Genomic DNA, 13,561 nt, shown 5'->3' on the forward strand with positions numbered 1-13,561 from the left:
GATGGCTTTCGCGGACCTGACGTTCAGGGCCGCGCCCTCAATCTGGAGCGCGGACTCCTCTTGATATTGAGAGCAAAGCGCCTCTAACGGATCAGGCCAATGGCGCCATCGGTTTTCAGCCCTATATCCCCGATGCTTGTCCTTGCAGGCCAAGCGGTCCCAACAGCCGGAGGCCGGGCGCTTGAGACGGACTGCTAGAGCATGACGCCGAAAAGTGGAAACCGGTTTTCGGACGACATCATGCTCTAACTCTTTGATGAGAGGTGGATTTAAGACTTTGGACGAGATCGCGTTGCGACTCCGTCCAAAATCATCCGGCTCTAAGAGGCGGACAGCCAGGAGGGCGGATGAAACAACCCATTCGATCCCTGATCGGCAGGCTGCCTCCTCTCGGATTCCTCTTTTGGGGGGCGCTCATTCTCCCGCTTGTCGTCGCCGCCAGCTTTTCCGCCATCTTGTACAACCGCAGCGCTGCGGATATCGAACTGGAGGCGGAGCGAACGGCTGCGATCGCGCGCGAACATGCCTTGCGCATCTTCGACGCGCAGCAAGATGCGATGGCGGCGATCGATCTGCGGCTAGGGGGGATGAGCTGGGACGAAATCCGCCGCTCCGATTCGATCCGCGAATTTCTGGCCGGCTTGATGCAATCCTCGCCGCGAATGGCGGCGATCCTGCTGATCGACCCCGGCGGGCGGATCGCGGTGAGCAGCAATCTTTCGGGGAATTCGCCGAGCCTGACGATGAAGGAGGACTACGCACAGGCCTTGCGCGCCCATGCGCGCCTCTATCTTGGTCCAGCGCTTCAAGACAAGACCGAGGCGGGAATTGGATTTGCCGCTGGCCGCGGTCCCGGCGCCGCCAATGGCGCGATCATCATCCCGACCAAGGCGCGCTATTTCGAGGATTTCTGGTCGACGCTGGCCGGCGTTTCGACCCTAATGATCAGCATCATACGTGACGATGGCGTCATCCTCGCGCGGCTCTCCAATGTTGGAGAAAGAGCCACGACGATCTCTGAGGATTCGCTCTTTTTCGAATTGAGCCGCACCCAAAGCGCCGGCCTTTATCGCACGCGCTCCAGCGCCGACGGCGGCGATCGCCTTTATGCCTTCGCCAAACTGGGGAGCTTTCCCGCCTATGTGCGGGTCAGCGTCGACCGGGACGCCGCGTTCGCCCCATGGCGCGCTCAAACCTTGGCGCTCGTCGCGATCGCGGCGGGAGCGAGCTTGGCCCTCGCTACTCTCGTCAACATGGCGCAAGCTCGGGAAACGCGGCTCTTCGCCGAGATCGAGCGGCGCCGGCGCGCGGAAACCTCGCTCATCGCCAGGGACGAACATGTCGCGGCGCTCCACAAAGCCGAATCCCGCCTTCTGCTCAGCGGGCAAAGATTTCGCGTCGCCATCAGCGCGATGGCGGGGATCGTCTACGACTGGCGCATATCGACAGGAGCGATCTACCGGTCGGATGGGCTGCTAAAGCTTCTCGGCTGCAGCGTCGAGGAGGCCGGGACCAGCATCGCCTGGTGGCTGGCGCGCATGCACCCCGACGATCGGCCGCGCTTCGAACTACAGCGCGCCAAATTGGGGGACGGCGCGATCGAAGAGCAGGCCGAGGAATATAGACTGAGACACCGCGACGGAAGCTGGATCCATGTCTGGGATCGAGGATCGCTCATCCGCGACCATCAAGGCAAGCCGGTTCGCGTCATCGGCAGCGCGATCGACATCACCGAACGCAAAAACGCCGAGGAGCGCCAGCAGATTCTCATCAACGAGTTGAATCACCGGGTCAAGAATACGCTCACGACGGTCCAATCGATCACCGCTCAAACCGCCCGCAATGTCGAGGACCCCGTCGATATGGCGCGCCGGCTGCAGGAGCGGTTTCTCGCCTTGTCAAAGGCGCATGACCAACTCATCCGCACGAATTGGGAAAGCGTCGATCTGAATGAATTGCTGGAGAACGAACTGACGCCCTATATGGAGGCGGACAGCAAGATCACATGCGCCGGGCCGCCTGCGAAATTGAACGCGGCGACGGCTGTCGCCGCCGCGCTCGTGCTGCATGAACTCGCGACGAATTCGGGCAAATATGGCGCGTTTTCGATCGACTCCGGGCGTCTCGACGTCCACTGGTCGATCGACGCCGGCGATCCGCCGCGGGCGCGCCTGACCTGGCGCGAACATGGCGTTCCGGCCGCGGCGACCCCTGGCAAACCTGGCTTCGGCACAAGATTGATCCAACGCGGCCTGCTTGGGGTTGGCGGGGGATCCACCGCGCTCGAGTTTCTCGAGGGAGGCGTTGTCTGCGTTCTCGAAATGCCCCTATTTGCGCAGCCCTCCGATCCGCCGGAAATTGATCCGGCGGCGTGGAACCAACGCCGAAGCCGACGGTTTGATTGCTAATGCGCTCGCTTGATTTGGACTCATGTCTTGAAACTAGAAACCAGCCTTCGCGTCCTTGTCGTCGAGGATGAAGCCCTGATCAGCATGTTGATCGAAGACATGCTGGCCGAGATTGGATGCCAGCATGTCGAGGTCGCAGCTTCCGTGGAGGGCGCGCTTGGCGTCTTGGCGAAGACATCGCCCGATTTCGCGGTCCTCGACATCAATCTCAATGGCCAGCGAAGCTTTCCTGTCGCCGATATTCTGAAGTCGCGCGCCATTCCGTTCATTTTTCTATCAGGTTATGGCGCGCGCGGGCTCGACGCGACCTATGCGGACGCCAAAGTCCTGGAAAAGCCGTTCCGGGTCGGCGATCTTGAAACGGCCCTTGAAGACGCTTTTCCGGACCCGAAAATCGACCTGCGTTCGTTCTGATCCGCCGGCCGGGAGGGCGCGGCGCCTTGGCGGGTCCGGCGGAGGAGCGCTCGCGCGCATCTTGCGTCGTTGTTTTGCGCGCTTGCATCCACCGGGCGGGGCGGCCATGTTATCGGCATGGCCATCCCGTTAGACCATCCCCGCGATCCTACGCGCCTTGGCGGCGCGAGCTTGACGAGCCTCAACGAGCGCTCGCGCGAGATTTTTCGCCATATCGTCGATTCCTATCTGGCGAATGGGGAAGCGGTCGGTTCGCGCCATCTCGCGCGGCTGTTGCCGATGGCGCTGTCGCCTGCTTCCGTCCGAAACGTTATGCAGGACCTTGAAGAGCTTGGCCTCATCTATGCCCCGCATACCAGCGCCGGGCGCCTCCCGACCGAGCTTGGCCTGCGCTTTTTTGTCGACGCCTTGCTTGAGCTCGGCGACATTGGCCATGGCGAACGCGAGCAGATCGAGGCGCAGGTCAAGGCGGTCTCGCCGGAGCAGCCCCTCGAAGGCCTTCTTGGCGACGCCATGATCATGTTGTCGGGCCTCACTCGGGGCGCCGGCGTCGTCGTTACGACGAAGGAAAACGGGCGGCTCAAACATATCGAATTCGTCAGGATCGAGCCGGAGCGCGCGCTCGCCGTGCTCGTCGCCGAAGATGGGACGGTTGAAAATCGCATCATTCAAATCCCGACCTGGCTGCCGCCTTCGGCCTTGATCGAGGCTGGCAATTATCTCAACGCCCGAATCCGGGGCCGCACCCTGGTCGAGGTCAAGACCGAGATCGAAGCCTCTCACAAGGCCGCCGAGGCCGAACTCGGCGAATTGACCGCGCGCCTTGTGGACGCCGGCCTCGCCAGCTGGACCGAATGTTCCGGGCATGGTCCTCAGCTGATCGTCAGGGGCCAGGCCAATCTGCTCCAGGACCTCACCGCCCTTGAGGACCTCGAACGCATCCGGCTGCTATTTTCCGATCTCGAAACCAAAAAGGATGTGATCGATCTCTTGAGCCGGGCGGAAGGGGGCGAAGGCGTCCGCATTTTCATCGGATCGGAAAACAAGCTGTTTTCGCTTTCGGGCTCCTCGATGATAGCGGCGCCTTTCCATGACGAGCAGCAGCGCATCGTCGGCGTGCTCGGGGTCATCGGCCCGACGCGGCTCAACTACGCCCGGATCGTCCCGATGGTGGACTATACGTCGAAAGTCGTCACGCGCCTGCTGCAAAGGCGTTAGCGTCGCGCGCCGCAAGATCCTTTCGGACTCTGAACGGCATCCTCCCCTTTGAAAACCATCTAACCGGCGGGCGGCTTTGCGTCGGACTTTCCGCGCTTGCCCTGCAAATTGTTGCGCACGCGCCGCAGATCTTTCCGCAGCCCCTTCAGATCCTCGGCCGGGCGGCCCATCGCGCGCGCCATCTCGGCCGGGATGCCTTTCGCCGCGGATCGAAGCTCCCTGCCTTTGTCGGTGAGCTTGACGCGCACCTGCCGCTCATCCTTGGGGTCCCTTGCTCGGTGAATAAAGCCGATGGCTTCAATGCGCTTCAAGAGCGGCGTCAGCGTGCCGGAATCGAGCTGGAGCTTTTCCCCGATTTCCTTGACCGTCACGTCGTCGGTCTCCCACAAGACCAGCATCACGAGATATTGCGGATAGGTCAGTCCGACGCGCTCCAGCAAGGGCCCATAGGTCTTGTTGATCGCATGCATGGTCGAATAGATCGCGAAGCAAAGCTGCTGATCGAGCCTCGGCGCGGCATCGTCATCGGACATGGGCAGTCTCCAGCTAGCAATTCAATTGGATCCAATTAAATGGAAGTTATGCTAATTACAATCCTGATCGAAAACCCGTCCATTCAACGCTAAGCACCGCGCAACCGCTTCAGCCGGTACAAGACCTCCAACGCGTCGCGCGGGGAAAGCGCATCGGGATCGACTGCGTCCAGAGCTTCGCCGAGAGCATCGGCCAAGACGTCATTTTGAGCCGGGGCCACGGTCGGCCGCTCGATCGCCGGGGCGGTGAACAAAGGCAGATCGGCGACGAGCCTGTCGGCATGGGAGCGGCGGTCGGCGGCCTCGAATTCGGCCAGGAGATGTTTCGCGCGGGCGACCACGGCGGCCGGAAGCCCGGCGAGTTTGGCGACCTGGATGCCATAGGAGCGGTCAGCGGCGCCCGCGATGATTTCGTGCAAGAAGACCACTTCGCCGTTCCAGTCGGTCACCCGCACGGTGAGATTGTCGACCCGGTCGAGGCTTTTGGCGAGCTGCGTCAATTCGTGGAAATGGGTGGCGAAGAGCGCCCGCGTCCGGTTCTTTTCATGGAGATGCTCCATCACCGCGATGGCGATGGAGAGACCGTCGAAAGTGGCCGTGCCGCGGCCGATTTCATCGAGAATGACGAAGGAGCGCTCCTTCGCCTGATTGAGAATGGCGGCTGTCTCGACCATCTCGACCATGAAGGTCGAGCGGCCTCTGGCGAGATCATCCGCCGCGCCGACGCGGGAGAAAAGCTTGTCGACGATCCCGATATGCGCTTTTGCGGCGGGAACAAAGGATCCCATCTGGGCGAGGACGGCGATGAGCGCGTTCTGACGCAAATAAGTGGACTTGCCGGCCATATTGGGCCCGGTCACGACGGCGATCCGGCCCCCCTTTCCGGCCAGCCCCGAAAGCGCGCAATCATTGCCGACAAAGGCTTGGCCGTTCAAACGGAGCGCCGCCTCGACGACCGGGTGGCGGCCCGCTTCGATTTTGAAAGCCAGCGAGGAATCGACCTCGGGCCGGGTCCAATTGCAGGCGGACGCCAATTCGGCGAGCGCCGCTGCGACGTCAATCAAGGCGAGCGCATCGGCGGCGCGTTTGATCGCTGCCTCTTGCGCGAGGAGAAGCGCGGCGAGATCGTTGAAAATCGCGGTTTCGCGGGCGAGCGCCTCATCGGCGGCCGAGGAAATCCTGACCTCGAGCTCGGCAAGCTCCTTCGTCGAAAAACGCATCGCATCGGCCATCGTCTGGCGATGCACGAAAACCGCGTCATGCGGCGGCTTCAACAGCCTTTCGCCCTGCGCTTGCGGAACCTCAAGAAAATAGCCAAGGAAATGATTGTGCTTGAGCTTTAACTGCCGGGTTTCGGCGATGTCGCAATAGCGCGCTTGCAAAGCCGCAATCACCCGCCGGCTTTCATCGCGGAGGGCGCGATGCTCGTCGAGGGCGCCGTCATAGCCCGCCCGAACGAAGCCGCCCTCGCGCCGATGCAGCGGCAAGGCCTCGGCGAGGGCGTCTTCCAAGCGCGCCGCAAGCGCTTGATCGCAGCCTCCGGCCCCCACCCCGGCTTTCTCAAGCTCCCCTGGCAACTCACCCGCACGGCCGAGCGCTTCAGCGACTGCATTGGCGGCCGCCAATCCATCGCGCAAGGCCGCAAGGTCGCGCGGACCGCCGCGATCGAGCGCGAGCCGGCCAAGGGCGCGGGTCAGGTCAGGGGCTGCCTTGAGCTGCGCTCTGATCTCCTTGCGCAATATCTGATTGTTGACAAAGAACTCTACAGCATCGAGGCGGCGCGCGATGGCATGGGCATCGGTCAACGGCGAGGCGAGGCGCTCCGTGAGAAGCCGGCCGCCCGATGGCGTGACCGTCTTGTCGACGGCGCCGATCAGCGAGCCCTCGCGGGCGCCGGCCAAGGTCCGAGTAAGCTCCAGATTGGCGCGGGTCGCGGCGTCGATGTCCATATGCGCGTCGCGGCCAAGCTTCGAGGGCAGGCTCAAAGCGGGCCGAGCGCCGAATTGGGTGCGCTCGATATAGAAAATCGCCACGGCCGCGGCGGCGATCTCGGCGCGGGACAGGGAGCCAAGACCATCGAGCGTCGCAAGGCCGAAATAGTCCTTGATCCGCCGCTCGGCGCCAAGGCCCTCGCCGCTCTCGCGGCCAAGCGGGGTCACCGGCAGCTTGGTCTCCCGCGCGATCCGGGCAAGACAGGGCAGGTCGGCGAGGGCTTCGGGAGTGACGATCTCGGCCGGGTCGATGCGGGAAATCTCGGCCTCCAGCGAGGCCTCGCTCGCTTCAAAAAGGGCGAAAGCGCCGGTCGATATATCGATCGCGGCAAGGCCATAGAGGAAATCCCCCTTCGATTGGGGCGCGCGGGCGATTCCAAGCAGGCAATTGGCGCGGGCGGGATCGAGCAGAAGCTCCTCGGTGATGGTTCCAGGCGTCACCAGGCGCACGACTTCTCGGCGCACCACGGATTTGCCGCCGCGTTTGCGCACCTCGGCGGGGTCCTCGACCTGTTCGCAAATCGAGACCCGGCAGCCAAGGCCGATCAGCCTGTGGAGATAATCCTGCGCGCGTTCGACCGGAACGCCGCACATCGGGATATCCTTGCCCAGATGCTTGCCGCGCCGCGTCAGGACGATGCCAAGCGCCTTCGCCGCGATCTCGGCGTCCTCAAAAAACAATTCGTAGAAATCGCCCATCCGGTAGAACAGCAACGAGCCCGGATTGGCCGCCTTGATCTCGCAATATTGCGCCATCATCGGCGAGATCTTGGCTTGCTCCTCGGGGGCGGACGTCACATCGCGCCGACGTCCTTCCGGGGCCGATTGCGATGAATTGGACGAAAAGGGAGGATCCGCGCGCTTGGGCATGGCGGCAGGCTAATCAGGATTGGCCAGGATGTCACACGCGAAGGCTGTGACGAAGCGTCCCTTGCGGGCCTGTCCCCAGAAGCGTCACAGCCGGATGCGGCCCAGATCGCCGACGATCATCGTCCCCGGCAAGAGGCCGCGCGCCCGCGCCTCGATCTTGTAATCGCGATAGTTTCCGGACACTTCGAACAGGTGGTAGCCAGCGCGATTATGCGGCAATCCGCGAAGCGCGGAGGCCGAAGGCGCGCCGACGACCGGCGTGAGGCGCGTCGGTCCCTCCAAATAGATCACGGATTGCTTGTGGTTATGGCCATGAATGATGAGTTCGGCGCCGGCCCGCTTGATCATGGCCTCGAAATGGCGGCCATCGCTCAGTCCGCGCGCGATGCTCGAAGCGGCGCTTTGCGGGCAATGATGGATCATGACGATGCGGACGAGATCGCGCTTGGCGCACTCGACCAGAAGCGCTTCGCAGGCGCTCATCTGCTCGCGGCCCATGCGACCCGAGGCGATGAAAAACGGAGTCGGAACCGCCGAGGACAGGCCGATCAGGGCGACCTCGCCGCGCACCCGCAAGTAAGGAAACCCGCCGCTCTCAGCCTTCTCCCCTTTCGTCCAGGGAGAAAAAACCCGCGCCAGATCCGGGATCGAGCCGCGCACATAGGCGTCATGATTGCCGGGCACGAAACTGACGTCCTCGGCGGCGCCGAGCATCTCCAGCCAGCGCCGAGCGATCTGAAATTCCGCCGGCAACCCTATGTTGGAGATGTCGCCGGTCATCGCGATATGGTCGGGATGCTGCGCCTTCACGTCGGCGATGATTTGCGCGAGCACCGCCATGTCGTGAATGCGCGAGCGGCCGCGCGTCCAGTTCAAATAGCCGGTGATGCGCTTGCCAAGCAGCTCGCGCCGGCGCGGGCGCGGCATCGGCCCGATATGCGGGTCGGAAAGATGGGCAAGAAGGAAACTCACGCGCGCAAATGCCTCCGCTGTCGCCCGGCCGTCAAGCGCCGCCGATGAGAATGCCCGTCGCCAGGACGATGGCCCCGCCGACGACGATCTGCAAAGCCGCCTTGAGGAAAGGCGTCGCCATATATTTGGCCCGCACGAAGGCGATGATCCAAAGTTCGCAGAAGACGACGCCGCCGGCGATCGCGGTGGCGATCCAGAATGCGTTGGGGAGCGCATCGGGCACGAGATAGGGCAGCGAATGGCCCATTCCGCCAAGCGCCGTCATCACGCCGCAGACGACGCCGCGCAGCACGGGCGATCCGCGCCCGCTCAGCACGCCGTCATCGGAAAGCGCTTCGGCAAAGCCCATGCTGATGCCGGCGCCGAGCGAAGCCGCCAGGCCGACAAGAAAAGTCGGCCAATTGTGATGGGTTGCGAAAGCGGCGGCGAACAGCGGCGCCAGCGTCGAAACCGAGCCATCCATCAGCCCTTCGAGACCCGGCTGAATAAATTGCAGGACGAAGAAACGGTCGCGAGTCTTGGCTTCTCTGGTCCGTTCCGAGGGGGTGAGGATCTCGTCTTCCAGATGGGCGGCGATTTTTTCGTGGCCGAGTTCGGTCTGAGCAAGATCGCTCAATAGCTTGCGAACCCCAGGGTCCTTGGCGTGCGCGGCCGCTTTCAGGTAAAAGCCCGACGCCTCCGCCTCGCGCACTTCAGCCTCTTTGCGGATCGTATCGAGCGACAGATTCCGGGTCAGCCACACCGGCGGCCGATGAATGAAGAAATTCACGTCTCCCCGGCGGATCGGGACAAGATGCGGACCGAATCGCTGCTCATAGACCGCGGCCAGCATTTTCCGATGACCCGCTTCGACCTCGGCCATTTCCTCGAATACCTTGGAGGTGCCCGGATAGCGCTCTCGGAGGTCCTCGGCGAAGGCCATATAGACGCGATTATCGTCCTCCTCGGAGGCGATCGCCAATGCGAGGATTTCGCGTTCGCTCAATTCCGCGAAACTTTTCACGCTGTGCCCCCAGCCGATTTACTTGGAATTAGTCTAAACATTGCGCTGCAAAATTTCCAGCTTGTTTTCGCTTTTCGGCTGTTTCGATAGACTTTTTCACAATGCTTGATAACTATTGCCATGAATGAAAGAGTCATTATTTTGACATGATGATGCACTGGTTCACGCGGCGGCGGCGGGAAAGCCGAGAAACCCACAGATCGGCCCGGCTTGGCGTGCGGGCTCTGGTCCTCGATCGCCAGGGACGGGTTTTCGTCGTGCGCCATAGCCGCGTCCCCGGTTGCCATCTGCCCGGCGGCGCCGTCGAGCCTGGCGAAAGCGCGCCAATGGCGCTCGCCCGCGAACTTGAGCAGAGGCGCAGGATCCTTCTCTCCAGCGCACCGCATTTACATGGACTTTTCTTCGATGAGCGCACGCGCGAACACCTCGCTTGTTACGTCGTCCGCGATTTCCGCCAAGCCCAGCCTTATGAGGCCGATTGGGCGACCGCCAAGGCGGGCTTTTTCGCCGCCGACGAATTGCCGGCGGCTCCAAGCCGGGCGACCCGCGCCCGGCTTGATGAAGTCTTGCACGGCGCTTCGATTTCCATGTCCTGGTAGAAGATTTCCTGACGGCTGGGCCCGCGCAGGCCTCGCTTTTCATGACAAGGCTCATCTTATCGCGAAAGATCCCGCCGCTTGCGACAGGGTATTCTAACGTCCATTCCTCGCGTTCGCCGCTAGCGGCATGACAAAGACAGTTGATGCCCTCGGCTTGTGCTCGCACCCGCGTCGATCAAGGCAGATGGCGCAAGCTGGAGGAAATCTTCTGTCGGCATCTGACCAAATGCCTTCCGTTGTTGCTCTTTCTGGGCCGATCCTGTAATAATAGAACTTCGTTTACCCTAGGGAGGCGAGCAAATGGCGCGATCGGTCCGCATCTACTACAGCAACGTGAGTGGGCGTGTAGCGTTTAACTTCAACATCAACGGCTTTGATATCACTAATCGATCCACTGTCCTAGTGACAGCCGCTCCGGTGGAGATCCACGCGCCGCCAGGTCTCGGCTTCCCCAGCAACTTCCCGGACGAAGCGCGGCTCAATGTTCACGGCCCTGACGTGCGGGTCTCGAACGTCGTACCGCATGGGCCGCCCGCAGAGGCAACTGGCGTGGAGTTCGTCTTGACGACGGATGCGCCAACAGGCGTGGCCGTGACCATCACTCTACTTGAGCCGTGGGAGACCGCGTTCAGGGTGGCGACTTAGGGGAGCGTCACATCTAGGTTCGGCGCCGCGCTAAACTACCGAAATGGCATAAGGAAAAATGAGGGGATAGCTGAGATCGCAAAGGCGTTTCCACTTTTTCTGGATCCTGCTCTAATAGGGCGATGGTCGACCTTTCCCTTGTGCTCAGCCCCCAGACGCCGGCAGATCTCGCCGCGATAGAGAAGCTCGACGAACGCGCCTTCGGGCCCGGCCGCTTCGCCCGTTCGGCCTATCGCCTGCGCGAGGGGGTGGAGCCAGACCACGCCTTGTCCTTCGTCGCGCGGGTCGGGACTTTGCTCGTCGGCGCGAACCGGATGACCCCGATCTGCTGCGGGCCCTCCCCGGCGCTGCTGCTTGGGCCGCTGACCGTCGATCCGGCGTTCCGCTCCGGCGGCATTGGCGAAGCCTTGGTCGGAAAGTCGCTCGAGGCGGCGCGGGCGGCGGGCCACAAGCTGGTCCTGCTCGTCGGCGACATGTCCTATTATGGCAAAATGGGCTTTGCGCCAGCGCCGCCGGATTGGCTCGCCTTCATCGGCCCGGTCGATCCCGCCCGCCTGCTCTATTGCGAACTTGTCGAAGGCGCGCTCGAACAGGCGAAGGGGAAGGTGCGGCGGGCCGCCAGAGCGGATGCGTTCTAAAGCGCTTTCAGTTTCGGCGAAATCGGAAAGCAGCTCTAGGTCTTTGTATTATCGCATTTTCTCAACGCGAACCGGCATCCACCTCGCTTGAAAATGCTCTAACTTGAACGCCGCAAGCTTCCCCGCCCCTCGACGAGCCAAGCCGCCGCGACGCTGCCCAATAGCGCCGCCAGCCCCAAAAAGCCGATGGCGAGCGGAGCGATGCCGACGCCTTTCACCTCGCTGGCGCCGGTGCGCTTGATCGCGGCATAATCCGAGCCGCCGTAGACTGGGCTGTCACGCATGGCGACGAGGCGCGGCAACGCGATCTCCTCCCCGTCTCCCTTGCCGATCCGCCGCACGCTGCCCCCCGTCGCCTCGGCTAAGGGCTTCAGCCGCTCCGGCGTCGAGACCACCTCCTGAAATTCGCGCGGATTTTCCGGCCCGACATTGGCGAGAACGGACATGGTCCCGTCGTCCACCCGGTAAAGCCCGAGTTCGGATGCGATGACCACACCGCGCGACAGGCCGGGCTCGGACGGCGCGAGGGTTGCGCGCGCGACGGCGCCCGAAGGCGCCGTGACCGTGACCGGCGGGGTTTGCGCAAGGAGGCTTTGGCGCTCGATTTCGATGGCGCGGCCGCGCACATTGGCGCGCAGGGCCTCCTCCTCAAGCTCCGGCTCCTTCATCAGCCAATGGGCGAGGCGGCGCAAAAGATCGAGGTGCGGCCCCCCGCCCTCGAAACCGCGCGCCCAGAGCCACATCTGATCAGTGAGAAGCAAAGCGATGCGGCCCTTGCCCTCGCGCGAGAGAACGAGCAATGGCTTTTGATCGGCGCCCTCGAGAACGCTGGTTCCCCGCGCGACTTCGGCATTGACTTGGCGGAACCAGCGACTCCAGGCCGGCGGCGTCTGATCGCCGCCCGGCAACCCGCGGGTCACCGGATGTTTGGCGCCCTCCTTGGAGATGGCGGCGCGGAAGGCGCGTTCGGTCACCCCGCCATCCGGGCGGGCCGGGGCGATCCGTCCCAAAGGAGAATAATAAAGCCCCTCCGGCCGGGCGAAATCCGGCCCCGCCGCCAGCAGAAGCGCGCCGCCCTCCCGGACGTAGCGCACGATATTGTCGAAATAGATGAGCGGCAGAACGCTCTGGTTGGAATAGCGGTCGAAGACGATGAGATCGAATTCGCCGATCTTGCGGCCAAACAGATCGCTGGTCGGAAAAGCGATCAGCGACAATTCGTTGATCGGGGTTCCGTCCTGCTTTTCGGGCGGGCGCAGGATCGTGAAATGGACCAGATCGACATTGGCGTCCGACTTCAGGAGATTGCGCCACATCCGCTCGCCGGCATGCGGCTCGCCCGAGACGAGGAGAACCTTCAACTTGTCCCGGACGCCCTCGATCGTCAAAACCGCCTTGTTGTTGATCGCGGTCAATTCCTCCGGCAAGGCGTCGACTTCGATCTCGACGACATTCTGGCCGCCATGCTCGATCCGGACCGGCGCGCGAATGCGCTCGCCCGGCGCCGCGGCGAAGGTCGCGATCGGCTCGCCGTCGCGGCGCAGGCGCAACACCACCGGCTCATTCTTGTCCGCAGTGTCGATCACTCTCAGCTCGATCATCTGATCCTTGCCGACGATGCCGAATCGGGGCGCTTCAAGAAGCTCGATCCGGCGGTCGCGCTCGCCCTCATGGCCGGTGATGAGCGCATGCAGCGGCGCCTTGAAGCCCAGCGCATCGGCATTGGCCGGAATGTCGTGAATGATTCCATCGGTGATCATAAAAACCGCGCCGATTCGCTCCGAGGGCACGTCGGCAAGGCCAGCGTTCACGCCCGAAAACAGCCTTGTGCCATCGGCCTCGGCATCGGCGCCCCCGCTCTCGATGACGCGGACCTCGACATTGCCGAGCGCCGCCAAAGCTTTTTCGAGTTGGGCCTCGGCCTGTTGCGCCTGCGCGCGGCGCGCGCCGATGCTCTGGCTGCCGCTTTGATCGACCACGATCGCAACGACGTCTTGCAGGGAATTGCGATCCTCCCGCACCAAGGCGGGGTCGCTCAAGGCCAGCAGCAAAAGGGCGAGGCCGAGCCCGCGCAAAAGGGTTCCGCGCCGGCGCGCATAAAGGCCAAGTCCGACAATAGCCAGCGCGAAGAGGCCGAATCCGATCAGGAGGGGCCAGGGTACAAGCGGCGTGAACGAAAGATTGAACTGGTTCATTTAAAGTTTTATCGCCTTGCGGGCTCGGACCGAACCGGGCGGATAGGTCTCGATGGCGCCCTTCGAAGCGGGCTC

11 protein-coding genes are annotated in these 13,561 nt (G+C 63.0%); 6 read left to right on the forward strand and 5 right to left on the reverse strand.

Going from position 1 to position 13,561, the window contains the following annotated elements; genetic code table 11:
• The first annotated feature begins 347 nt into the window (after window positions 1-347).
• The 3 genes from DL86_RS18620 to hrcA all read left to right on the forward strand — a co-directional run bounded on the left by DL86_RS18620 (window position 348) and on the right by hrcA (window position 4,040).
• A complete protein-coding gene (locus DL86_RS18620) occupies window positions 348-2,408 on the forward strand; it encodes an HWE histidine kinase domain-containing protein (protein WP_051952743.1) in 2,061 nt (686 codons plus the stop codon).
• Window positions 2,409-2,435: 27 nt separating this feature from the next.
• A complete protein-coding gene (locus DL86_RS05465; protein WP_051952780.1) occupies window positions 2,436-2,822 on the forward strand; it encodes a response regulator in 387 nt (128 codons plus the stop codon).
• Between the two features lie 117 nt (window positions 2,823-2,939).
• Window positions 2,940-4,040 (forward strand): heat-inducible transcriptional repressor HrcA, encoded by a 1,101-nt coding sequence (gene hrcA / locus DL86_RS05470; protein WP_036259012.1) that lies wholly within the window; start codon window positions 2,940-2,942, stop codon window positions 4,038-4,040.
• Window positions 4,041-4,099: 59 nt separating this feature from the next.
• On the opposite strand, the gene DL86_RS05475 is transcribed toward hrcA, so the two are convergent.
• From DL86_RS05475 to mbfA, 4 genes are all read right to left on the reverse strand, one after another.
• Window positions 4,100-4,573 (reverse strand): MarR family winged helix-turn-helix transcriptional regulator, encoded by a 474-nt coding sequence (locus tag DL86_RS05475; RefSeq protein WP_036259013.1) that lies wholly within the window; start codon window positions 4,571-4,573, stop codon window positions 4,100-4,102.
• Between the two features lie 89 nt (window positions 4,574-4,662).
• The gene (gene mutS / locus DL86_RS05480) at window positions 4,663-7,434 is read right to left on the reverse strand and encodes a DNA mismatch repair protein MutS (RefSeq protein ID WP_084572722.1); all 2,772 of its coding nucleotides are present in this window, start codon (window positions 7,432-7,434) and stop codon (window positions 4,663-4,665) included.
• 84 nt (window positions 7,435-7,518) lie between these two features.
• Entirely contained in the window at window positions 7,519-8,406 is an 888-nt protein-coding gene (locus tag DL86_RS05485; RefSeq protein WP_036259015.1) for a metallophosphoesterase family protein, read from the reverse strand.
• A 31-nt stretch (window positions 8,407-8,437) separates the two neighbouring features.
• Window positions 8,438-9,409, reverse strand: a complete 972-nt coding sequence (gene mbfA / locus DL86_RS05490) for an iron exporter MbfA (protein ID WP_036259016.1) — start codon at window positions 9,407-9,409, stop codon at window positions 8,438-8,440.
• A gap of 146 nt (window positions 9,410-9,555) precedes the next feature.
• On the opposite strand from mbfA, the gene DL86_RS05495 reads away from it, so the two are divergent.
• The 3 genes from DL86_RS05495 (at window position 9,556) to DL86_RS05505 (ending at window position 11,291) form a co-directional block, all read left to right on the forward strand.
• Complete coding sequence (locus tag DL86_RS05495) at window positions 9,556-10,008, forward strand: NUDIX domain-containing protein (RefSeq protein WP_202899165.1); 453 nt, start codon at window positions 9,556-9,558, stop codon at window positions 10,006-10,008.
• A gap of 300 nt (window positions 10,009-10,308) precedes the next feature.
• Entirely contained in the window at window positions 10,309-10,653 is a 345-nt protein-coding gene (locus DL86_RS05500; protein ID WP_036259019.1) for a hypothetical protein, read from the forward strand.
• A 122-nt stretch (window positions 10,654-10,775) separates the two neighbouring features.
• On the forward strand, window positions 10,776-11,291 hold the full coding sequence (locus tag DL86_RS05505) for a GNAT family N-acetyltransferase (RefSeq protein ID WP_036259021.1): 516 nt from the start codon (window positions 10,776-10,778) through the stop codon (window positions 11,289-11,291).
• A 98-nt stretch (window positions 11,292-11,389) separates the two neighbouring features.
• Here the strand turns inward: DL86_RS05505 and DL86_RS05510 are convergent, their stop codons facing one another.
• Window positions 11,390-13,486 carry a membrane protein gene (locus DL86_RS05510; protein ID WP_036259023.1) on the reverse strand — a complete coding sequence of 699 codons (2,097 nt, stop codon included), beginning with the start codon at window positions 13,484-13,486 and terminating at the stop codon, window positions 11,390-11,392.
• Window positions 13,487-13,561: the final 75 nt, after the last annotated feature.

It is taken from the genome of Methylocapsa aurea, assembly GCF_000746085.1.
Lineage (GTDB): Bacteria > Pseudomonadota > Alphaproteobacteria > Rhizobiales > Beijerinckiaceae > Methylocapsa > Methylocapsa aurea.